The organism is Clostridium sartagoforme (assembly GCF_039521405.1).
Lineage (GTDB): Bacteria > Bacillota > Clostridia > Clostridiales > Clostridiaceae > Clostridium > Clostridium sartagoforme.
In genome coordinates this window covers 232,633-254,013 of record NZ_BAAACH010000037.1, presented here as the reverse complement: position 1 = coordinate 254,013, position 21,381 = coordinate 232,633, and the positions used below count along the sequence as shown (strand labels likewise).

The 21,381-nt window shown below is 25.9% G+C and carries 25 protein-coding genes; 23 read left to right on the top strand and 2 right to left on the bottom strand.

Annotation, left to right across the window (positions count from 1 at the left end; genetic code table 11):
- Positions 1–77: 77 nt before the first annotated feature.
- Positions 78–704, bottom strand: a complete 627-nt coding sequence (locus tag ABDZ60_RS15160) for an ECF transporter S component (protein WP_047000935.1) — start codon at positions 702–704, stop codon at positions 78–80.
- Positions 705–923: 219 nt separating this feature from the next.
- Here ABDZ60_RS15160 and ABDZ60_RS15155 point away from each other — a divergent pair, with 219 nt between their 5' ends.
- The 18 genes from ABDZ60_RS15155 (at position 924) to hisE (ending at position 15,598) form a co-directional block, all read left to right on the top strand.
- A complete protein-coding gene (locus ABDZ60_RS15155; protein WP_047000936.1) occupies positions 924–1,637 on the top strand; it encodes an ABC transporter ATP-binding protein in 714 nt (237 codons plus the stop codon).
- Positions 1,630–3,228: an ABC transporter permease gene (locus ABDZ60_RS15150; RefSeq protein ID WP_343779169.1), complete on the top strand. Its 1,599-nt coding sequence runs from the start codon at positions 1,630–1,632 to the stop codon at positions 3,226–3,228. Before ABDZ60_RS15155 ends, ABDZ60_RS15150 begins: the two co-directional genes overlap by 8 nt.
- A 50-nt stretch (positions 3,229–3,278) precedes the next feature.
- Complete coding sequence (locus tag ABDZ60_RS15145) at positions 3,279–3,662, top strand: GntR family transcriptional regulator (protein ID WP_016206242.1); 384 nt, start codon at positions 3,279–3,281, stop codon at positions 3,660–3,662.
- 4 nt (positions 3,663–3,666) lie between these two features.
- Positions 3,667–4,803 carry a DUF5808 domain-containing protein gene (locus tag ABDZ60_RS15140; protein ID WP_016206241.1) on the top strand — a complete coding sequence of 379 codons (1,137 nt, stop codon included), beginning with the start codon at positions 3,667–3,669 and terminating at the stop codon, positions 4,801–4,803.
- Positions 4,804–4,830: 27 nt separating this feature from the next.
- On the top strand, positions 4,831–5,913 hold the full coding sequence (locus tag ABDZ60_RS15135) for a DUF5808 domain-containing protein (protein ID WP_047000938.1): 1,083 nt from the start codon (positions 4,831–4,833) through the stop codon (positions 5,911–5,913).
- A 79-nt stretch (positions 5,914–5,992) separates the two neighbouring features.
- The gene (locus tag ABDZ60_RS15130) at positions 5,993–6,793 is read left to right on the top strand and encodes a YhfC family intramembrane metalloprotease (RefSeq protein WP_016206239.1); all 801 of its coding nucleotides are present in this window, start codon (positions 5,993–5,995) and stop codon (positions 6,791–6,793) included.
- A gap of 194 nt (positions 6,794–6,987) precedes the next feature.
- A complete protein-coding gene (locus tag ABDZ60_RS15125) occupies positions 6,988–7,458 on the top strand; it encodes a GNAT family N-acetyltransferase (RefSeq protein ID WP_047000939.1) in 471 nt (156 codons plus the stop codon).
- A gap of 24 nt (positions 7,459–7,482) precedes the next feature.
- Positions 7,483–7,983: a GNAT family N-acetyltransferase gene (locus tag ABDZ60_RS15120; protein WP_016206237.1), complete on the top strand. Its 501-nt coding sequence runs from the start codon at positions 7,483–7,485 to the stop codon at positions 7,981–7,983.
- Between the two features lie 128 nt (positions 7,984–8,111).
- Positions 8,112–9,254, top strand: a complete 1,143-nt coding sequence (gene hisZ, locus ABDZ60_RS15115; protein WP_343779163.1) for an ATP phosphoribosyltransferase regulatory subunit — start codon at positions 8,112–8,114, stop codon at positions 9,252–9,254.
- Positions 9,244–9,876 (top strand): ATP phosphoribosyltransferase, encoded by a 633-nt coding sequence (gene hisG / locus ABDZ60_RS15110; protein ID WP_343779161.1) that lies wholly within the window; start codon positions 9,244–9,246, stop codon positions 9,874–9,876. Before hisZ ends, hisG begins: the two co-directional genes overlap by 11 nt.
- 14 nt (positions 9,877–9,890) lie before the next feature.
- Positions 9,891–11,177, top strand: coding sequence for a histidinol dehydrogenase (gene hisD / locus ABDZ60_RS15105; protein WP_343779159.1), 1,287 nt, complete (start codon positions 9,891–9,893; stop codon positions 11,175–11,177).
- On the top strand, positions 11,170–12,231 hold the full coding sequence (hisC, locus tag ABDZ60_RS15100; protein WP_052953931.1) for a histidinol-phosphate transaminase: 1,062 nt from the start codon (positions 11,170–11,172) through the stop codon (positions 12,229–12,231). Before hisD ends, hisC begins: the two co-directional genes overlap by 8 nt.
- Positions 12,224–12,811, top strand: coding sequence for an imidazoleglycerol-phosphate dehydratase HisB (gene hisB, locus ABDZ60_RS15095; RefSeq protein WP_343779156.1), 588 nt, complete (start codon positions 12,224–12,226; stop codon positions 12,809–12,811). The genes hisC and hisB overlap by 8 nt, the downstream gene beginning before the upstream one ends.
- A 26-nt stretch (positions 12,812–12,837) precedes the next feature.
- Positions 12,838–13,452, top strand: coding sequence for an imidazole glycerol phosphate synthase subunit HisH (gene hisH / locus ABDZ60_RS15090; protein WP_016206231.1), 615 nt, complete (start codon positions 12,838–12,840; stop codon positions 13,450–13,452).
- Entirely contained in the window at positions 13,449–14,162 is a 714-nt protein-coding gene (hisA, locus tag ABDZ60_RS15085) for a 1-(5-phosphoribosyl)-5-[(5-phosphoribosylamino)methylideneamino]imidazole-4-carboxamide isomerase (RefSeq protein ID WP_016206230.1), read from the top strand. Before hisH ends, hisA begins: the two co-directional genes overlap by 4 nt.
- An 8-nt stretch (positions 14,163–14,170) precedes the next feature.
- Positions 14,171–14,929 carry an imidazole glycerol phosphate synthase subunit HisF gene (hisF, locus tag ABDZ60_RS15080; protein WP_343779152.1) on the top strand — a complete coding sequence of 253 codons (759 nt, stop codon included), beginning with the start codon at positions 14,171–14,173 and terminating at the stop codon, positions 14,927–14,929.
- Positions 14,925–15,257: a phosphoribosyl-AMP cyclohydrolase gene (hisI, locus tag ABDZ60_RS15075; protein WP_343779295.1), complete on the top strand. Its 333-nt coding sequence runs from the start codon at positions 14,925–14,927 to the stop codon at positions 15,255–15,257. Before hisF ends, hisI begins: the two co-directional genes overlap by 5 nt.
- Before the next feature lie 14 nt (positions 15,258–15,271).
- Positions 15,272–15,598 carry a phosphoribosyl-ATP diphosphatase gene (gene hisE / locus ABDZ60_RS15070; RefSeq protein ID WP_343779151.1) on the top strand — a complete coding sequence of 109 codons (327 nt, stop codon included), beginning with the start codon at positions 15,272–15,274 and terminating at the stop codon, positions 15,596–15,598.
- Between the two features lie 102 nt (positions 15,599–15,700).
- Here hisE and ABDZ60_RS15065 read toward each other — a convergent pair whose 3' ends face one another.
- Positions 15,701–16,468 (bottom strand): histidinol phosphate phosphatase, encoded by a 768-nt coding sequence (locus tag ABDZ60_RS15065; RefSeq protein WP_343779149.1) that lies wholly within the window; start codon positions 16,466–16,468, stop codon positions 15,701–15,703.
- A 142-nt stretch (positions 16,469–16,610) separates the two neighbouring features.
- On the opposite strand from ABDZ60_RS15065, the gene ABDZ60_RS15060 reads away from it, so the two are divergent.
- From ABDZ60_RS15060 to ABDZ60_RS15040, 5 genes are all read left to right on the top strand, one after another.
- Positions 16,611–16,952, top strand: coding sequence for a hypothetical protein (locus ABDZ60_RS15060; protein ID WP_343779147.1), 342 nt, complete (start codon positions 16,611–16,613; stop codon positions 16,950–16,952).
- Positions 16,953–16,967: 15 nt separating this feature from the next.
- On the top strand, positions 16,968–18,215 hold the full coding sequence (locus tag ABDZ60_RS15055) for a TcaA 3rd/4th domain-containing protein (RefSeq protein WP_343779145.1): 1,248 nt from the start codon (positions 16,968–16,970) through the stop codon (positions 18,213–18,215).
- Between the two features lie 17 nt (positions 18,216–18,232).
- Complete coding sequence (locus ABDZ60_RS15050; protein WP_343779143.1) at positions 18,233–19,546, top strand: murein hydrolase activator EnvC family protein; 1,314 nt, start codon at positions 18,233–18,235, stop codon at positions 19,544–19,546.
- A gap of 692 nt (positions 19,547–20,238) precedes the next feature.
- A complete protein-coding gene (locus tag ABDZ60_RS15045; protein ID WP_016206222.1) occupies positions 20,239–20,418 on the top strand; it encodes a hypothetical protein in 180 nt (59 codons plus the stop codon).
- Between the two features lie 75 nt (positions 20,419–20,493).
- A complete protein-coding gene (locus ABDZ60_RS15040) occupies positions 20,494–21,294 on the top strand; it encodes a hypothetical protein (RefSeq protein WP_343779141.1) in 801 nt (266 codons plus the stop codon).
- Positions 21,295–21,381: the final 87 nt, after the last annotated feature.

Below are 21,381 nucleotides of genomic sequence, written 5' to 3'. Positions count from 1 at the left end.
ACATTAAAAAGAATATAATGGTACAAACTATAAAAAAAGGTTATTTGAAAATAATTTTCAAATAACCATTGTAATTTCTAATTACTTCTTTTTTGCATTTTTAAAATTGCGATTACTACAGGAATTGAGACTAGTGCTGATAAAACAGCTTCAGCTATACCATTGGTACCTATTACCGAAAGTAAAGCAATAGTAACTTTACCTAAAGAACCCGATGAAATGGTTCCTCTTTGCATAAGTATTGATGCATAATCCTTAAAATAAATCAAGTAAATTGATCCAAGTACACCTATTGTATTAGTTAATGAACCACAAATAGCAGCTATTCCAATAGATAGTCTTTTATTTTTCAATTTTGATCTTAAAAAGATATAAACATAATATGATACAACCCCTATCAATACTCTAGGAAGTATTGAAACTAATGGGTTATAAAAAAATGGTGACATTGGTGTTGGAGTTGTTATATTTTGATATATAGAAAATAATCCAAATATAAAACCAATAGAAGCTCCAGCTATAGGGCCTTCTATTATAGCACCAATTATTACAGGTAAATGTAAAATAGTTAATTTGAAAAGTGGTAATGGTATAAACCCAAGACCTGTTAGTCCTAAGAATAAACAAATACCGGAAAGCATAGCAACTACTACCATTTTCCTGACGTTTTCACGAGAATTTCCCATCCCTCTAGTATTTAACATTTTAACTCCTCCGTTCTTATTCCTTTTAGGATATAATTCGGCAAAAAATAAATTTTTGCATTTTGTTCGGTTTACAAAGAATACCGACTCCTATATTTTATCATATATCAATAAACTGTAAAGTAAAATTTTCACAATGTCGATAACTTAATAGTTGCAAATTTATTATGCTTGTTATAGTATATATATAACAAGTATAATAAATTAAGAGGTGATTAAATGCTTCAAATAATAAATTTTTCAAAATCATATAAAAATGGGAAAAAAGCAGCAAATAATATTTCTATAACAGTAAATAAAGGTGAGATATTTGCATTTATAGGTCATAATGGTGCAGGAAAAACAACAACAATTAAGTCAGTTGTAGGAATTTTAGAATTCGAAGAAGGAGATATATTAATTGATGGAACTTCAATTAAAAAGGAACCTTTAAAATGTAAAAGTAAAATAGCATATATACCTGATAATCCAGATATTTATGAAGCCCTTACTGGAATTCAATATCTTAATTTTATAGCAGATATCTATGAGGTTTCAAAAGGTGAAAGAGAAGAATTAATAAAGTTATATTCAGAAAAATTTGAAATAATAAATGCACTTGGAGATTTAATTTCTTCTTATTCACATGGTATGAAACAAAAGCTAGTTTTAATTTCAGCATTAATTCACAAGCCTAAACTTTTAGTTTTAGATGAACCTTTTGTCGGTTTAGATCCAAAGGCTGCTCATATTTTAAAAGAGGAAATGAAAAAGATATGCAAGGAAGGTGCTGCAATATTTTTCTCAACTCATGTTCTTGAAGTAGCAGAAAAATTATGTGATAAGGTTGCTATAATAAAAGAAGGAAATATAGTAACTCAAGGAAAAATGAATGATGTTAAGGGAAATAGTTCTTTAGAAGATATCTTTATGGAGTTGATTGATAATGAATAAAATATATATTCTATTTAAGACCACTTTAATAAATTCTTTAGGTATAAATAAAATTATAAAAGAAAAATCAAAAAAGGAAAAAATAAAGAATATATCCATATTTCTTTCAATAGCAATAGCAATTTCATCATTAGTTTTTTCTACAACAATATCTACTTATCATGCTGCAAATGAATTAGACAAAATGGGACTTTTAAATTTGCAGATTATAATGGGATTTATTTTAAGTTCTTTAATTATTTTTTTTACTTCAATATATAAGGCTCAAGGACTTTTATTTTCATCTAAGGATTATGATTTACTTATGAGCTTACCAATTAAGAGAAGTGCCATATTGATAAATAAAATGCTTAACTTATTAGGATTGAATTATTTTATACTATTATTTGCTTTTTTACCACAAGCTATTGTTTATTTCTTAAAAGCAGATATTCAGTATTTATATTTTGTTTATCTATTTTTTGTATTTATATTTTTACCATTAATACCAATAGTGCTTTCATCATTTTTTGCTTTTATTATTAGTTATATTTCTTCAAAGATGAGATATAAAAACTTGATAATAAATATAGGTACTATACTTATATCTTTAATAGTAGTAGTAGCTTTGTATAACAGTGGAAACTTAATACAAGATATTATAATTAATAGTAAATCACTAGCGGAAGGTATTTCTAATATATATCCACCTTCAATTTATGCAACCAGGGCTTTGGTTAGTTTAAGTTTAAAAGATTTATTAGTGTTTATTAGTATATCACTTTTAGTATTTGCCATATTTATATTTATATTTAGCAAGAGTTTTAAAATAATAAATTCAAAGCTACAAGAATCCTTTAGTAAATCTAATTATAAATTAGGAGATATAAATACATCTTCACAAATAGTTTCTTTAATTAAAAAAGAAATAAAAAGATATTTTTCTACACCTATTTATGTCTTAAATACTATAATAGGACCAATAATGATTATAGCGGCAGCTGTAGCAACATTACTTTTTGGAAAAGATATGCTTTTTAAAATCTCAGAAATTAATTTTTCAGAAGAATTAATACCGTTATTTACCATTTCACTTGTATGCGGAATTTTATCAATATCTTGTACTACTAATTCATCTATATCATTGGAAGGTAAAAATTTATGGATATTAAAGTCTTCTCCAATTAAGGCTATTGATATATTTAAAAGTAAAATAGCATTAAATTTAATATTAATTTTACCAGCTACTATAGTAAGTGATATTATATTCTTTACAGCGTTGAAATTATCACTTATAAATGTTTTGGCGCTATTATTGATAACTAGTATATACTCTTTTATTGTATCTATATTAGGATTAATAATAAACTTATACTTTCCTAAGTTGAATTGGACAACAGAAACATCAGTTGTAAAACAAGGAGCAAGTGTTATGATACAAATGTTATTATCAGCAGCAATTGTAGCAATTCCAACGATAATATTTATTTTAACTGATATAAAAAATTATAATTTATTTATAATAACAATAATCATATACTTATCAGTTATTTTGATAGTTTTATGGAAGAGTTTAAATATAGTAGGAGTTAAGTTGTTTAATAAATTGTAAAAAGTGCGAAGAACTTTTCTAGTGTGAACTGAAGCAAAGGATGTGTTAAATTGATTTTAAGAATAGATTTTGATTCGGAAACTCCAATATATGTTCAAATAAAGAATCAGGTTATTGAGTGTATTGCTAAATGTGAGATTGAGATAGGGGAGGAGCTACCTTCAGTGAGAGCATTAGCAGAAGATATAGGGGTAAATATGCATACTGTTAATAAAGCATACAATATGCTTAAGGATGAAGGGTATATTAAAATTGATCGAAGGAAAGGTGCGGTTGTTTCATTGAATTTAAATCAATCAATGGAGAAATTTAGAGAAGATTTAAATGAAAATTTATATTTTTATATGGCTCAGTGCTTTAATAGAAATATAAATAAAGAAGATGTTAAGGATTTTATTGATAAAATATTTATAGATTTTAAAAAAGAGGAGTAATTATATGGATACAATAATCAGTTGTGTATTAATGTTATTCTTAAGTCTAATATTATATTTTAGTGGGTTATATGTTAACAAATTTTCTAATAATGGAATTGTTTTTGGAGTAAGAGTTCCTAAGGAATATGAAAGATGTGAAGAGATAAAGATTTTAGAAAAAAAATATAAGAAAGCTTATATTATGTCAATACTTCCATGCACAATACTTCTAAATTTTATAGTTTTTATAATTCCTAAGCTATATATTTTTCTTATAGCAACATTTCTTTTACTAGTTCTTGTCAATATACCAGTAATCATATATTGGAAAAAGTTAAGTGAATTAAAAAAGGAAAAGAAGTGGGGAAAACTAGGAAAAAATGTAGTAGTAGTAGACACATCTATAAGAAAACCTAAAAATAATGAAGATATAGTTGGAATAAAAAACAAGCATTTTTTATTGATAATTATTGTGCCAATAATAAATATAATATTAACGTCTATATATTATAAAAATATTCCCGAAAAATTTCCTATACATTTCAATTCTTCAGGTGTGGCAGATGGATTTGCTTCAAAGTCAGGTTTATTAGGATTAATAAATTTAATGATGTTGCCTTTAATGGAGATAATAATGATTTTATTTTTTATGACTATAAATAAATTTGCTATCAATGGTAAAGTTGATATAAATAGTGGAACTTTAAGTGAAATAAAAGAACAAAGAAAAATATTTAAAGTATATAATTCATTTTTTTTATATAGCATATTGATTGAAATTGTAATTTTATTTTCATTAATTCAATTTTCAATAATATATAGCTGGAGTTCGAACACAATAAAGTTAATAAGTATAATATCTTTAATAATTATATTATTTACAGTAATAGTGATTACTATATTAGGTTATAAAATAGGTCAGGGTGGTAAAAATATAAAAATAAATAAGCTGGATGAAGAAATATATAGAGATGACGATAAAAATTGGATTTTAGGAAACTTTTATTACAATAGGAATGATCCAAGTATATTTGTAGAAAAGAGAATAGGTATTGGTTGGGATGTTAACTTAGGAAATCCAATAGGAATGTTTATAATGATTTTACCTATTATACTAATAATAGCAACAATAATATACTTCTTTGTAAAAGGAATATAAACGAATAACATAGGAGGTGTATTTGTTTTGGAAGGTTTATCAATTATTTTATCAGTAAATAGCTTTATAATAACTATGATTATTTTATCATACTATCTAAATAATTCTTCTAATAAAGGGATATACTTTGGTGTTAGAATTCCACAAAAATACCAAGGAGAAAATGAAATCAAAAGGTTAGAAAAAAATTATAAGAAAAACGTAATTTATTTATTTTCTATTTTAACAGTAATAATTAATCTCATTATAATTTTTAACTTAAAATCTAGTGAGTTTGTAATATCAATGATAATGATTATATCAGTAGTATCTATGCTTCTAGCTCATAGTATATTATTTGTAATTTATTATAAAAAAGTTAAGTTATTAAAAGAAATAAATAATTGGAATTATAAAACAAATAATGTTGTAGTGATAGATACTACTTTAAGAAAGCCAAAGAAAAATGAAAAGTATAAAGCTTTAAATGAAAAAATATTTTTAATACCAATTATAATTCCTATTAGTACATTAATTTTAACTGTATCAAGAAAAGAATATTTTGTAAGTGAAGATTTATATAAAATTTATAAAACACCTATTTATGGAATTATATTATGTATAATTATGTTTATACTAACTAAAATCACATTAAGTTCAAAGGTAGATTTAAATAGTGGAAGTATTCAAACTGCAGTAAAGAGAAAAAAGAAATTCAAAAGAGTAATTTCTATATTTTTATTTATAGCTGAAATAGAAACTATATTGTTATATTCCGTAATTCAAATTGGAGTAGTTTATAACTTTAACAGTATGCCAATAGAAAACTTAATTAATATTGTTATTTTAGTTAGTATGCTTATATTTATATTAATATTTATAATAATAGGACAGGGTGGAAGGAATATAAAAGAAGACACTGAAAATGATGACTTATACAAAAATGATGATGATAAATGGATTTTAGGAATGTTTTATTATAATAAAAATGACCCAGCATTCATGGTTGAAAAAAGAGTTGGTATAGGCTCTACAATTAATTTTGCAAATAAAAAAGCTGTAATTATTTTTATATTACTTATAGCATTGATAATTATTTTTTCTATACATGACCTAAAGTTTAGTTCTTAGGAATTTATTAAGTAAATATAATAATAGGAGGTAATTTCTATTACCTTTTCTATTACTATATATTTTAGGGGGAAGAATTATGGTTAGCAAATTATCAATTATGTTTATGATCTTTAGCTTATTAGTGAGTATAGCATTACCAATAGGAGGAATTATATTTTTAAAAAAGAAGTATAATGTTAGCTTGAAAGTATTTTTCATAGGTGCAGTAGCATTTTTTATTTCAGTACAAATTCTAGAAGCTCCAATACATTCATATTTCTTAAAGATGAATAGTTCAACGGCAGAATTTTTATTAAGTACACCAGCTGCGTATATGCTATATGGTGGACTTATGGCTGGAATATTTGAAGAAACTGCAAGATTTATTTGTTTTAAGTTTATAGTAAAAGAAAGAGATGTAGTAAGTGGAATAACATATGGAGTCGGTCATGGTGGAATAGAGGCAATATTAATCGGTGCAATAAGTAGTATAAATTCAATAGTTTATGCCACATTGATTAATAAAAATGCCTTTCAGTCAATGATGGAGGCTGCATTAGTGCCTAAAGATGTTATTAATAGCACTTATAGTCAATTTGTAAATAGTAGTTCTATTATATGGCTAATGCCAGGAATAGAAAGAATTATTGCAGTAATGATTCATATAGCTTTATCAATTATAGTATTATACGCAGTTAAAGAGAGAAAATATATTTATTATATTATAGCAATTTTATTACATGCAATAATAGATTTTCCAGCTGCGCTATATCAAGTGGGAGTAATAAAAAATGTATTTATAGTAGAAGGAATATTAGTTGTTTTAGTGGTTTTATTAAATATATATGTATTTAAAAATTTCGTAAGAAAGTTCAAGATTAATAATGAAATATTGTAAAAATAATAGTATAATATTATAAAAATATTAAATTTATAAGATTTCAATGAGACTATCATAAACAAGATAAAATTAAAAATGAATAGTTATTTATGTAATTTGTTTTAAATTACTAAAAACTTAATTTTGAAAACTCCCATGGGAGTTTTTTCAATAATTTTTAATTGTTGATAGCATACAAAGGGGGCAAGTTTATGAAGAATATTTTGATAAGAAGAGCTAGAGTTGGAGAAGAAGTTAAAATATTAAATTTAGTTAAGGAAGTGCTAAATCTTTATGGATTAGATTTAAATCCAGAAGGTGAAGATCTAGATATAACAGATATATCTAAATACTATATTCAAAATAATGGGGATTTTGAAGTTATAGAAATAAATGGACAAATAATAGGAACGTATGGAATTTATAAGATTGATGATGAGACTTGTGAATTAAGAAAAATGTATCTAAAGCAGGAATTCCAAGGAATGGGTCTTGGAAATATTATGATAGAGAACTCTTTTAAAATTGCTAAAGCTCTTAATTATAGAAGAATTACACTACAGACGAATTCAGTTTTATATAAGGCTATAAAGCTATATAAAAAATATGGATTTGAAGACTTTAATGAAGAAGTATGTGCTAGATGTGATATAGCCATGGTAAAAGAAATTGCTCAATGTTAAGCATAAGAAGGAAGGGTAACAATAATGTATTATAATACTAAAATTGAAGATTTAAAAATAAGAGAAGCAATAATAGAAGATACTAAATTAATACTAAATTTAATAATTGAAATGGCGGAGTATGAAAAATTAGCACATGAAGTTGTAGCAACTGAAGAAAGTCTTGGTAAATCAATATTTATTAAAAAAAGAGCAAATGCATTAATATTGGAATTAGATGAAAAACCAATTGGATATGTAATATACTTCTTTAATTACTCCACATTCAATGGTGCATCTGGATTATATCTTGAAGATATATACATAAAAAAGGAGTACAGAGGAAATGGAATAGGGAAGGAAGTATTTAATCTTTTATTTAAAATAGCTTTAGAAGAAGATTGTAAAAGAATAGAATGGACTTGTCTTAATTGGAATGAACCTGCAAAACAATTTTACAAATCTTTAGGGGCATCACCTATGGATGAGTGGACAGTTCACAGGCTTACAGAAAATGATATAATTAGTTTAGTTCAAAAAAATTAAACTTTGCTTTAAGGGAAACCAATAATTTTTGGTTTCCCTTAATTATTTCAATTTTTTATTGACATATGGGAAAATTTGCTATACTATCATGATAACACTTTAAAGTGATAAAGTGAAGGGGGCTAGTTATGTATAAGAATATAATTCCAGATGGGACAAGGGATTTAACTAATGAAGAATGTATGAGAAAGTCAAAGGTGATAAATTCTATAAACAAGGTTTTTGACTTATGGGGCTATAAAGAAGTTATGACGCCAAGTATAGAATTTTATGAAAGTTTTAGATATGAGCATTCAGGTATTAAAGAAGAAAATGTTTATAAGTTTTTTGATTCTAAGGGAAGAATTCTGTCATTAAGACCAGATATGACTATACCAATAGTAAGGTTAGTTTCTACTAGATTTAAAAATATGAGTTCAGCAATAAAACTTAGATATTGTGCTAATATATATAAGGTTTTTGAAGAATTTAGCGGTAAAAGAAATGAATACACAGATTGTGGAATTGAATTTATAAGCAAGGAAAAGGAATTTTCAGATTTAGAAGCATTGATAATTGCAATAGATTCTTTAAAATCCATAGGTATTAGCAATTTTAAAATAGAAATTGGAGAAATTAACTTTTTAAAATCAGCAATAGAAGATTTGTGTATTTCAGAAGAAGAAAAGACAACTTTAGCAAGGTTAATAGAAAAGAAAGAAATTGAAAGCTTAAATAAATTTTTAAATACAATAAATATAGATGAAAGCATAAAAAAATTCTTTTTAAATCTTCCATTAACCTTTGGTAGTGGTTTAGGGGTTTTAAGCAAGTATAAGGAAATGTCTTTTAATTGCAAGATGTTAAATAGTGTAAGGTATTTACAAAAGTTAGCAGAAGATTTAAGAGTAATAGGTTATGATAAGTACTTGAGTTTTGATTTAGGTTTAACTCCAAGGCTTAGCTTTTATACAGGAATAATATTTAGAGGCTTTATAGAAGGTTCTGGTAATATAGTTTTAAGTGGAGGGAGATATGATAATTTAATTGGAAGTGTAAAAAAGAATTTTGGAGCAATAGGATTTTCGATTAATGTAGATGAGTTAGCAAGTATTTTAGATGGTAATTTAGAAAAGAAGCTTAAATACAATATAACTTTTAATGAAAATAGTAAAATAGAAGCTATAAAAAAGAGTTTTGAACTAAGAGAAAAAGGCTTTGTAGTTGAACTTATTCCTTCAAAAGATGAAGAAAATATAAATATAATTGAGGAGGAATATTATGGGTATTAGTATAGCTTTAACTAAGGGAAGACTAGAAAAAGATGCAACTAAAATATTAGAAAAGGCTGGTTTTGGAATAGATGAATTAAAAGATAAGGGAAGAAAGCTTATTTTTAAGGATACTAAATATGACGTAAGTTATTTTTTAGTAAAGGCAAGTGACAGTATAACTTATGTAGATCATGGAGTTGCAGATATTGGGGTAGTAGGATTAGATACATTAAATGAAAAAGAGCATAGCTCATATGAATTAATGAATTTAGGAATAGGAAAGTGTAAGTTTATAGTAGCAGCAATGCCAGATAAAGATTTATTTTCTATGAAAGGCCATATAAAAATAGGGACAAAATATCCAAAAGTAGCAAAGGATTATTTTAAAGCAAATAACATTGATATAGAAGTAATAAAAATAGAAGGTTCAGTAGAACTTGCACCAATACTAGGTTTGTGTGATGGAATTGTAGATATAATGGAAACTGGTACAACCTTAAAGGAAAATGGACTTGTAGTTTTAAGAGAAATAAAAGATATAAGTGCAAGGTTAATTGTTAATAAGGCAAGCTTTAAGCTTAAGCAAGAAGAAATTAGCTTTGTATTAGAAAAAATAAGAGATGTTATAAGCAATAAATAAAGGGGACAAGGGCTATGGTGAAATTATTTAATTTAGCAGTAAATAATGAAAAAGAAATACTAGAGATAATAAAAAATAGAGAAGAAGATTTAGATGTTATAAATGACGTAAAACTTATATTAGAAGAAGTTAAAAAAGATAAGGATAAAGCATTAATAAAATTTAATAAGCTTTTTGATAAAGTGGATATTACTAATTTAAAAGTATCTAAAGAAGAAATAAATGAAGCTTTTAAATTAGTAGAAGAAGATTTTATTGAAGCTATTAAAGGCTCAATAGAAAATGTTAAAAAATATCATGAAAAGCAAGTTAAAAATGGATACTCTATATTTGAAAAAAATGGAGTGTTTATGGGCCAATTAGTAACTCCACTACAAAGAGTTGGAGTTTATGTGCCAGGGGGAACAGCCTCTTATCCTTCATCTGTAGTTATGAATGTTATACCAGCTAAAATAGCAGGAGTATCTGAAATAGTTATGGTTACACCACCTAAAAATGATGGAAGTATAAATTCATATATATTAGTAGCAGCATCTTTAGCAGGGGTAAGCGAGATATACAAGGTAGGTGGAGCTCAGTCAATAGGAGCTTTAGCTTATGGAACTGAAACTATAAAAAATGTTGATAAAATAGTTGGACCAGGAAATATATATGTTGCTATGGCAAAAAAATTAGTGTTTGGAACTGTTGATATAGATATGGTTGCAGGACCAAGTGAAATATTAGTTATTGCAGATGAAAACTCAAATAGTAAATATATTGCTGCAGATTTAATGTCTCAAGCGGAACACGATAAAAGAGCAGCATCTATATTATTAACTACTTCAGAAAAACTTTATAATGAAGTTTTAGAAGAAATAAATATTCAAATAAAGGATTTAGAAAGAAAAGATATTATAGAAGAATCATTAAAAAATTATGGAATGGCAGTAATTTGTGAAGATATAAATAAATGCATAGAACTTTCAAATAAAATAGCACCAGAGCATTTAGAATTAATGATAGAAAATCCATTAGAGTATCTTGGTAGTGTAAAAAATGCAGGCTCTATATTTTTAGGTTATTATTCTCCAGAGCCACTTGGAGATTATTATGCAGGGCCAAACCATGTATTACCTACTAATGGAACAGCAAGATTTTCGTCACCTCTTTCAGTTGATAGCTTTATAAAGAAAAGTTCATATCTTTATTATTCAAAAGAAGAATTACAAAAGGTATCAAAAAATATAATGATTTTAGCAGAAAAAGAAGGCTTAACAGCCCATAGAAATTCAGTGAAAGTGAGGGTTAACAATGATTAAAGATATTGGGGTATATTCAGTAAATAATGATGAAAAGATAAGATTAAATGGAAATGAAAATCCAGTTGATTGTAGTGAAGAGGAAATTAGAAATATAATTAGTAAGTTATTAAAAGTAGAGTTAAATAGATATCCAAATACTGATGGAGATAAAGTAAGAGAAGCTTATGCTGACATTTTAGGTTTAACTAAAGAAAACTTAATAATTGGAAATGGATCAGATGAAATGATTAACTTAGTAATAAGTAAAAATATATCAAAGGGAGATAAAGTGCTTACATTAACTCCAGATTTCACAATGTATGATTTTTATACTGATTTAAATGATGGGAAACTAATTAAGTATGATATTGATTTAGAAAATGGTGTTGATATAAATAAGTTTATAAATAAAGGGTTGGAAGAGAATGCTAAGTTAGTTATATTTTCTAACCCAAACAACCCAACAGGATATGGATTTAAAATAGATGAAATAAAAAAGGTATTAAATGCATTTAGAGATAAAGTTGTTTTAGTGGATGAAGCTTACTTTGAATTTTATGGTGAAACTATGGTTCCTTTCATTAATGAATATGACAATTTAATAGTAACAAGAACACTATCAAAGGCTTGGGGACTAGCAGCTATAAGAGTTGGATTTTTAATATCAAAGGTTGGAAATATAAAGAAATTAGAAAAATACAAAACACCTTATAATGTAAATTCCATATCTCAAGAAATTGCGATAGAAGTTCTAAAGAATGAAAAAAGATTTAAAGAAAATTTAGATATGATAATTGAAGAAAGAGAAAACCTATATAACTCTTTATTAGATATACAAGAAAAAGCAAATGAAAAAGATATAGATATAAAATTTTATAAATCTAAAGCAAATTTTATATATGGAAGATCTAAAGAAAAGGAAAAGATTATTAATGCTTTAAATAATAATGATATAATAATTAGAAATTTTAATGATGATGGCTTTAGAATAACAGTTGGATTATCAAGTGAAAATAAAAAAGTTTTAGACTTAATTGATAAAGCTTTATTTGGAGGTGAAATTTGTGAGTAGAATTTCTTCTATAAAGAGAGAAACAAAAGAAACAAAGATATTATTAGCAATAAATATAGATGGCCAGGGAAAAAGTGAAATAAATACTCCAGTAGGCTTTTTTAATCATATGCTAACTTTATTTTCATTTCATAGTGGAATAGATATAAATCTAGAAGCTACAGGTGATATAGATGTATGTGATCATCATCTAGTAGAAGATATAGGTATATGTATAGGACAAGCTTTAGATAAGGCATTAGATAAGAGAGTTGGGATAAAGAGATATGGAATGAGCTATGTACCTATGGATGAAGCTTTAAGTCAAGTGATTTTGGATTTAAGTGGAAGAAGCTTTTTACACTTTGATTGTGAATTTAAAAGAGAACAAATAGGGAGTTTTTCAACAGAAATGGCAAAGGAATTTTTTAGATCTGTAGCAAGCAATTCTAATTCTACTATTCATGTTAGAAACTTATATGGTGAAAATGATCATCATAAAATAGAAGGTATATTTAAGGCTTTTGGAAGAAGCCTTAAAGAAGCAGTAAGTTATGGTGAGGATAAGAATAAGATTTTATCTAGCAAGGGAAATTTATAGTTTATAGTAAGGAAAAGGGTAAATTTATGATTGCTGTTATTGATTATGGAATGGGAAATTTAAAAAGTATAGAAAATGCTTTGAAATTATTAAAAATAGAAGCTGTTATAACAAAGGATAGAGAAATAATAAAAAAAGCCAAGGCTATAATATTACCAGGAGTTGGTGCCTTTAAGCAAGCTATGGATAATTTGAAAATCAATGATTTAGATAAAATATTGCTACAAGAAGCTAAAGATGGTAAATACCTTCTTGGAGTTTGTCTTGGAATGCAAATTTTATTTGAAAAGGGTTTTGAAGGAATGGAATGTGAGGGACTTGGACTATTAAAAGGTGAAATTAAAAAGATAGAGCCAAAGGAAAAGGTTAAAATTCCTCATATGGGATGGAATAAATTAATTATAAATAAAGAAGATGAAGTTATTGACAACTTAGGTGGGGATAAATTTATCTATTATGTTCATAGTTTTATGGCAACAGAATATAAAGATGAGGATTTAGTTGCTTATTCTAATTACGGTGGTGTAAAAATACCAGGAATATTTAGATCAAAGAATATAATAGGTATGCAATTTCATCCAGAAAAGAGTGGAGAAGTTGGGCTAAGTTTATTAGAAAAGTTTGGGGAGATGATATTATGATAATAATTCCAGCAATTGATATTATAGATGGTAAGGCAGTTAGGCTATATCAAGGAAATTATGATAAAAAAGACAGCATAAAAGGAGAAGTTTTAGAAATAGCTAAATCCTTTAAAGATGCAGGGGCTGAGCTTATTCATTTAGTAGATTTAGATGGAGCAAAGGAAGGAAAGCTTGTAAATGAAGATTTAATTTTAAATGTTGTTAAAACCTTAAATATAGATGTAGAAGTTGGAGGCGGAATTAGAACCTTTGAAGACATTAAAGCTTTAATAGATGGTGGAGTAAGAAGAGTTATCTTAGGAACAGTAGCCATTGAAGATAAGGAATTATTAAAAAAAGCTGTAGAAGAATTTAAAGAAAAAATTGCGATAGCTATAGACTTTAAAGATGGATTTATATGCACAAAGGGCTGGATAAATAAAAGTAAAACTCACTATATAGATTTAATAAAGGAAATTAAAGAGTTAGAAGTTACAAATATAATTGTAACTGATATAAGTAAAGATGGAACACTAGAGGGACCAAATGTAGATATAATAAAGGAAATAAGTGAAATTACTAATATAGATATAACTTCATCTGGAGGAATAAAAAATATAGATAATATAATTACTTTAAATAAGCTAAATATTTATGGATGTATAGTAGGAAAAGCTATATATTCAAAAGATGTAAATCTAAAAGAAGCTATAGATTCTGTAAAGTAGGTGAAGTTATGCATACTAAGAGAATAATACCATGTTTAGATGTTAAAGACGGAAAAGTAGTTAAAGGAATTAACTTTGAAGGACTTAAAGAAGTTGGAGATCCAGTAACACTGGCAGAAGAATATTATATTCAAGGTGCTGATGAGATAGTATTTTTAGATATTACTGCTACACATGAAAAAAGAAAAACAATTGTTGAATTAGTAGAAAAGGTATCTGAAAAAGTTTTTATTCCCTTTACTGTAGGTGGAGGAATAGGCAATATAGATGAAATAAGAAATATTTTAAGAGCTGGTGCAGATAAAATAAGCTTAAATTCGGCTGCTATAAGAAATAAAAACTTAATTAAAGAAGGAGCTTATTACTTTGGAAATCAATGTATAGTACTAGCTGTTGATGCAAAAAGAGTAGAAAAAAATAAATGGAATGTATTTATAAATGGTGGAAGAATTGATACAGGAATAGAGTTATTTAGCTGGATAGAAGAAGGGTACAAACTAGGAGCTGGAGAAATACTATTGACTTCAATGGATGCAGATGGAACTAAAAATGGGTTTGACTTAGAACTAACAAGAAAAGTTAGTGAACTTGTGGACATTCCAGTTATAGCATCAGGTGGGTGTGGAAAAATAGAAGATTTTAAAGATGTATTTATAGAAGGAAAAGCAGATGCAGCTTTAGCAGCTTCCTTATTTCACTATGGAAATTTAAAAGTTAAAGATGTTAAAGAATATTTAATAAAAAATGATATTGGGGTTAGGTATTAATATGGAGTTTGATATAAATTTAATAGATTTTAATAAAGGAAATGGTTTAGTTCCAGCAATTATTCAAGATTTTAATACTAAAGAAGTATTAATGCTTGCCTATATGTCAAAAGAAAGCTTATTAAAAACCTTAGAAACAAAAATGACTTGGTTTTACAGCAGAAGCAGAAATGAGCTTTGGAATAAAGGAGCTACTTCAGGACATATTCAAACAGTTAAAGAGTTAAAAGTAGATTGTGATTTAGATACAGTACTAGTTTTAGTAGAACAAAAGGGAGTAGCTTGCCACACTGGAGAAAGAAGCTGTTTTTATAATAAGGTTCTATAAAAGGGGGATTATTCATGGACAACATTATACTTGAATTATATGAAGTAATAAAAGATAGAAAAGAAAATAGAGACGAAAGTTCTTATACAAGCTATTTATTTAATAAAGGAATAGATAAAATACTAAAAAAACTTGGAGAAGAATGTACAGAAACTATAATAAGCGCAAAAAATGATAATAAAGAAGAACAAATACTAGAAATAGGAGATTTAATTTATCATTTACTTGTGACTATGGCAGAGCTTAATATTTCAGTTGAAGAAGTTGAGGAAGAGTTAAAAAAGAGAAGAAAGAAGATAAACAATTTAAAAGGTGAAAGAAGAGAAATAGAAGAAATATAATTTTGTAAAAACTACTATGATAAGAGTTTTTGGTTAAGTTTTACTAATTTCAAACAAACCAATAACCCTAAAGATTAGTAGTTTTTAATTTGCAACAATATTTTAAAAAAGCTCAAGTTTTCTTTTATTAAAATAAACACCTTGTAAATTTAATGTGTCCAGAAAGCTTAAGGCAATATCAAAATTTCTAGAAATATTATTTTGTATATGTGAATCAGATCCTAAAGTAACATATTTTCCTCCTAAATCGCTATAAAGGTTATAAATGTCTAGTAAGGCATCATGAGATTCTTTAATATGAAGTCTTGAAGTATTAAGTTCCAAGACCTTCCCCTTATTAATAAGAGTTTTGAAAATCACAGCTAAAATATCTTTAAAATCAGCTATTAAAATTTCCTTATTATCAAATTTACAGTATCTGCAAGGATAATCTATATGAGATAATGAATCGAAGTTGTTATATAATTGAACACATTTAAGCATGTCCTTAAAATAAAAAGAGAAAAAATCTTGCTTATTATATACTTGGTTAATATAATCACAATAAATATCTAGACCTTTGACTGCATGGATAGAGCCTAAAACAAAATCAAAATTAGGGTTAGCACCTATTTTTTCGTTTTCTATAAGGGTATTTTCAGTTAATCCGATCTCTATTCCTAATTTTACTTTATGTGATCTATAGATTTCATATTCGTTAAAATATTCATTGATATCAAATCTAAACTCATCTTTTACAGGATAGTCTAAATCCATATGATCTGTTATTATAATTCCTATATTTTTTTCTTTTGCTATATTAATTGCATCTGTTATTTTCATAGTACTATCAGTAGAAAAGTTAGAATGCATATGGCTATCAAAGATCATAAAAATCTCTCCTTAAATATAAAATATTACTTTTAAATTATAACATACATTTATTGTTAGTTTACTATTATATAAAATATCTTGATTAATATTATTAATAAATATAAAATTAAATTAAAAATATAAATAAAGGTGTGTTTTTATGGAAAAATTATTCGAAATAAAGGATTTAATATTTTATAAGGAAGATTTTTTAGATAATTTAGATGAATTTGAGGATATAATAGATATTATACAAGAGCTTAGTGCTAATCTTATATATGAAGAAATAGAAGTTGTTGGCCCAAATGAGTGTTGTGAAAAAACAAATAAAAACTACATAATCGAGATACCAGGCTTTTTAGATGAAAATGATGAGTTTCTAACTAAGGAAGAAATAGAATTACAATCAGCATCAGGAGTAGGAAGAGTACTAGATTTATTCGTTATAAGAATATATAAGTGCTTAGAATGTAAAAAGTGGATAATAGATATTTTAGAGTAAAGAGAGTTGATAAATTTGAATAAATTTAACAATCTATTAAATTATTTAAGAGAATATTTATATTATTTGAGAGAAGATATAAAAGAATTAAGATTTAATAATATAAAAGAATTTCTAGTAAAAAGAAAAATAATATTTGTAATTCTTTTAAGTTCTATTTTTATTATTACTTTTAAGATATATAGTTATGAATCATCAAAAGATATTGTGTTGAAAAATTTAGAAATAGCTTTAAAGGAAAATAAACCTGAAAAGATATATAAAAAAGTAAAAGTTAATAATAAAAAAATAAGTAAAAGTGATTTTCAACCATTATCTGATTATTATTTAGATTATCCAGCTAAAATTGACGACTTAATAAATAAGCTAGATATTTATGGAGAAAGTAGTTTTTTTTCTTTAAAAAATGAAAAAAGATTATTCTTTGATAATTACAAAGTAGAAATAAATCCAATTGATATAAAAATAAACACAAATTTTAATGAGGCTGAGATTTATGTAAATAATTCAAAAATAGAATCAACAAAAATAAAAAGAAGTCTAATTCCCGGGAAATACATAATAAAAGCTGAGTTAAATACATCTTATGGACAAGTAGTTGAAGAACAAACAGTATTTGCAATGCAAAATGAGGAGTATAAGTTAAATTTAAATGCTATAAATATAAATTTAACATCGAATTTTAGTGATGCAGATGTATATATAAATGATATTAATACAAATAAAACTGTAAAAGAAATAAAAAATTATGGCCCAATACCAATAGGGAAAAATATTGAAATATACTTAGAAAGAAAATTTCCATGGGGAATAATAAGAAGCGATAAAGTTAAGGTAGATGAATTGCCAAATATCAATATAGATATTAATATGGTCAATGATACACTTACAACTGATATAGCTAAATTTATTAAAAGTTTTTATGATAGTGTTTTTAATGCTTTAAATTCTAATAATTACTCTTTAATAGAGAATTCAAGTGAGGAGACTAAAAACAAGATTTATGATAGCATAAGAAAAGAAAGTTTATTTTTAAAAAATAATTATGATATTACTGAATTAAATACAGAAGTAAAAAGCAGTGAGTATTATTATGAAAATAATACTTATAAAGCTAATATAGTTATTAATTTAAATTATAGTATAAGCAAAAAGCTTATGCCATTTATAAAAAGTAATGTTGATGAAATGTTTTTAACTCAAGTTCAGTATGTTGATGAAAAATGGCAAGTAATTGATGTGCAAAAGTTTAACTTAGAATAAAGGTAGGTGTATTATAGGTGAATAAAAAAATAAAAATACTAACTTTAGCTATTGCAGTAATTTTTTCAAGTAATACCTTAGCATTAGCTGATAGTACAAGCTCTTTACAAGATAAAATAAATCAAAATCAAAATGATATAAATAATCTAGAGAATGAAAAAAATCAGATAAATGGTGAACTAGAAAATCAAGCTAATGATTTACAAGGAATACTAAATCAAATAGATGCAAAAAGTAAAGATTTAGATAGTGCAAAGGCAGAAGTAAATTCTTATCAAATTAAAATAAATGAAGTGCAAGCTGAAATAGATAAGATAAATAATGAAATTTCTACTGCAGAAGAGGAAATAAAAACTAGAGAAAATCTTATAATACAAAAAGAAGAAGAAGGCAAAAAAATAAAAGAAGCTTTAGATCAAAGAGTTAGAAGTTATTATAAAATTGATATAACTTCAAATTACATATATATGGTATTAAAAAGTGAAAATATAATTTCTTTACTTAATAATATAGAGAATGTATATAAAATAATAAGTTTAGATAAAAGCTTAATGGAAGCTGCTAAAATTCTTCAAAAGCAATTGGAAGAAGAAAAATTTGAGATTTCAAAAAATTTAGAAAAAATAGAATTAAGTAAAGAAGAAATAGTTGCAAAGCAAGATGAACTAAAGGAAGCACAAAAAGAGTTTTTAGTAAAGCAAGAGTTTCACCAAAGTAAGATGAATGAACTTTATGGATTAGAATCGCAGAAATCTAATTTAATATCTTCTCTTACAGATAAACAAGAAGAACTAGAAGATAAAATTGGAGATTTAGTTTCATATAATAAACAATTACAACAAGAATTAGATAGTATATTTGATGAAATAAATAATGGGAATAATGGTGGGGGAAATAATTCTGGTGGAGAAAACTCAGGTGGTAATGAAATACCTGGGGATCCAAGCAGTGAAACATTTTTAAGACCAGGATATGGAGTTGTAACAGATCCTTATGGACCAAGAATAAATCCAGTAACAGGAGAATCAGGATTTCATACTGGTGTAGATTTAGGTGATCATTCTGGTGCGCCTGTTGCTGCATCTAAAAGTGGTGTAGTTGCTTATTCAGGATGGATATCTGGATATGGGGAAACTGTAATAATTGACCATGGAAATGGAGTTCAAACTTTATATGGACATAATAGTCAAAGGTTAGTAAGCGTTGGACAAACTGTAGCAAGAGGTGAAACAATTGCATATGTTGGAACAACAGGTATGAGTACAGGTCCCCATATTCATTGGGAAATAAGAATTAATGGACAACATACAAACCCTATGCAATATGTTTAAAAAAGGCCGAAAGGCCTTTTTTTATAGTGAATAATTGATAGTTAGTGATAAAATTCTCCATTATCAATTATAAAAAAACCTGTACAAGAAAATTGCACAGGTTAAAGGGTTTTATGTTCATTTAAGAAAGGGAATAAATGAACATATGTGGGGTTTTATTAAAACTGTTAATAATAAATTATTAACAGTAGTATGGGCATTTTTATAATGAAAATATATGTAATAAATAAAATAATTGTAAAATTTATATATTTATTATATTATATTTTGTCAAAAAATCCAATAGTTTTAAAAAAAAATATCGAAAATAAGATATTTTCGGAATATATTAGAATTTTATAAAATAAAAACATAGAAAAATAAATAAAATCTACCTTATATCAATTAAAGTCTAAGTTTCAAATAGTAAGTACTGAATACTTTGGGGATTAAACACATTTACAATTCAACTAGTATGAAATCCTATCTATGGAAGCTCATCTGAAGTAGATATAATCATATATTTTATACTTGGTACCTAATCGTATACCTGTTCAATGTTACATCAAATATAAAAACAACTGTGAACTGTGCCTTGTGAACTGTGAACTAATAAATTGTTCAGAAATTTATAGTTATTTAACATTGTATTATTTTAATTGGGTAGATAATTAATAAAAACATATATATAATAGAAGTTGAGGTGATATATATTGATAGATTTAAAAAAGGAAGAAATACTAAAATCTACGCCAGATTATGAAGACTATACTGAAAATGAAGCAAAATTATCAGTAGAAGAAATGCGAGAACTTGGACTTTTAAAATGTGGTGGCTGTTGTAGTAGTAAGAATGGTAAATCATCCTGTGGTTGTAAAAGTAAAAGAAAATAACATATAAATGTATTTTATTATAAATAAATGTAAATGCTTTTAATATAAATTATAAATTAAGGGGAGGTATTAGGTGTGAGAAAACCTAGCATATTCAGCAGAGATTATGAGAGAAGAATGAGAAAACGAAGAAGAAGAATAGCTCTTATCTCAATATTAGGACTTATTATTATTGGAATTGTATTTATGAAAATTGCTATGAGTAGCATAAATATGGATACCTTAAGAAATAAAGTTCAGATGTGGATTGATGAAGATGATGCTACTAAAGAAGAAGATAAAAATATTAGCGATTTAGAACATAATGAAGATAATCAAGTGGTTGAAGAAGCACCTAAAGAACCTGAGATAAAGCTTATAGAATTTAAAGTTAATGATAATATTATAGTAAAAGCAGAATATGAAGATATAAATGGAGCAATTAAGCTTAAAGGAGTAAAGGAAGCACCAAGTAATATTTATTATTCTATAAATGCAGGGAAAAATTTAATTTTGACCATAGATGAAAAGCAAAATATGAAATTTTTTAATATGGATAAAAAAGAAGTTAATATAACAAAGGATAAATATACAGCACCAAATGGTGAAGTATTTAATAAAGATTCAGTTATACAAACATATAATGGATACTTATGGAATGTAGAGGCAAAGTTTATAAGTGATACAAGTGTTGCATATATAAGCAATGTGCCTTACTTTGGATATGATTTAAATAAATATGTATGGGTTGTAGATTTAAGTAATAATAATCATAAGACATTATGGAACTCCAAAGGAAAAGAAATAAAATTTGGAGAATTAAAAGAAAAAGGATTAGAAGTTGTAATTGATGGCAATGTTAAATATGTAAATGTTAATGGCGAATTAACAAATTAGCTAAAAGTTTAAATGTTATCAATACAAGAATAATTCAGTTAAGAGTTGAATATTTATTACAACTTATATAAACAAATGTTTGAAAGT

What these genes read in the sequence shown, in the direction of transcription:
- ABDZ60_RS15160 (WP_047000935.1), bottom strand. Translation starts at nt 704, where the DNA reads ATGTTAAATACTAGAGGGATGGGAAATTCTCGTGAAAACGTCAGGAAA.
- ABDZ60_RS15155 (WP_047000936.1), top strand. Translation starts at nt 924, where the DNA reads ATGCTTCAAATAATAAATTTTTCAAAATCATATAAAAATGGGAAAAAA.
- ABDZ60_RS15150 (WP_343779169.1), top strand. Translation starts at nt 1,630, where the DNA reads ATGAATAAAATATATATTCTATTTAAGACCACTTTAATAAATTCTTTA.
- ABDZ60_RS15140 (WP_016206241.1), top strand. Translation starts at nt 3,667, where the DNA reads ATGGATACAATAATCAGTTGTGTATTAATGTTATTCTTAAGTCTAATA.
- ABDZ60_RS15130 (WP_016206239.1), top strand. Translation starts at nt 5,993, where the DNA reads ATGGTTAGCAAATTATCAATTATGTTTATGATCTTTAGCTTATTAGTG.
- ABDZ60_RS15125 (WP_047000939.1), top strand. Translation starts at nt 6,988, where the DNA reads ATGAAGAATATTTTGATAAGAAGAGCTAGAGTTGGAGAAGAAGTTAAA.
- ABDZ60_RS15120 (WP_016206237.1), top strand. Translation starts at nt 7,483, where the DNA reads ATGTATTATAATACTAAAATTGAAGATTTAAAAATAAGAGAAGCAATA.
- hisZ (WP_343779163.1), top strand. Translation starts at nt 8,112, where the DNA reads ATGTATAAGAATATAATTCCAGATGGGACAAGGGATTTAACTAATGAA.
- hisG (WP_343779161.1), top strand. Translation starts at nt 9,244, where the DNA reads ATGGGTATTAGTATAGCTTTAACTAAGGGAAGACTAGAAAAAGATGCA.
- hisD (WP_343779159.1), top strand. Translation starts at nt 9,891, where the DNA reads ATGGTGAAATTATTTAATTTAGCAGTAAATAATGAAAAAGAAATACTA.
- hisC (WP_052953931.1), top strand. Translation starts at nt 11,170, where the DNA reads ATGATTAAAGATATTGGGGTATATTCAGTAAATAATGATGAAAAGATA.
- hisH (WP_016206231.1), top strand. Translation starts at nt 12,838, where the DNA reads ATGATTGCTGTTATTGATTATGGAATGGGAAATTTAAAAAGTATAGAA.
- hisA (WP_016206230.1), top strand. Translation starts at nt 13,449, where the DNA reads ATGATAATAATTCCAGCAATTGATATTATAGATGGTAAGGCAGTTAGG.
- hisF (WP_343779152.1), top strand. Translation starts at nt 14,171, where the DNA reads ATGCATACTAAGAGAATAATACCATGTTTAGATGTTAAAGACGGAAAA.
- hisE (WP_343779151.1), top strand. Translation starts at nt 15,272, where the DNA reads ATGGACAACATTATACTTGAATTATATGAAGTAATAAAAGATAGAAAA.
- ABDZ60_RS15065 (WP_343779149.1), bottom strand. Translation starts at nt 16,468, where the DNA reads ATGATCTTTGATAGCCATATGCATTCTAACTTTTCTACTGATAGTACT.
- ABDZ60_RS15060 (WP_343779147.1), top strand. Translation starts at nt 16,611, where the DNA reads ATGGAAAAATTATTCGAAATAAAGGATTTAATATTTTATAAGGAAGAT.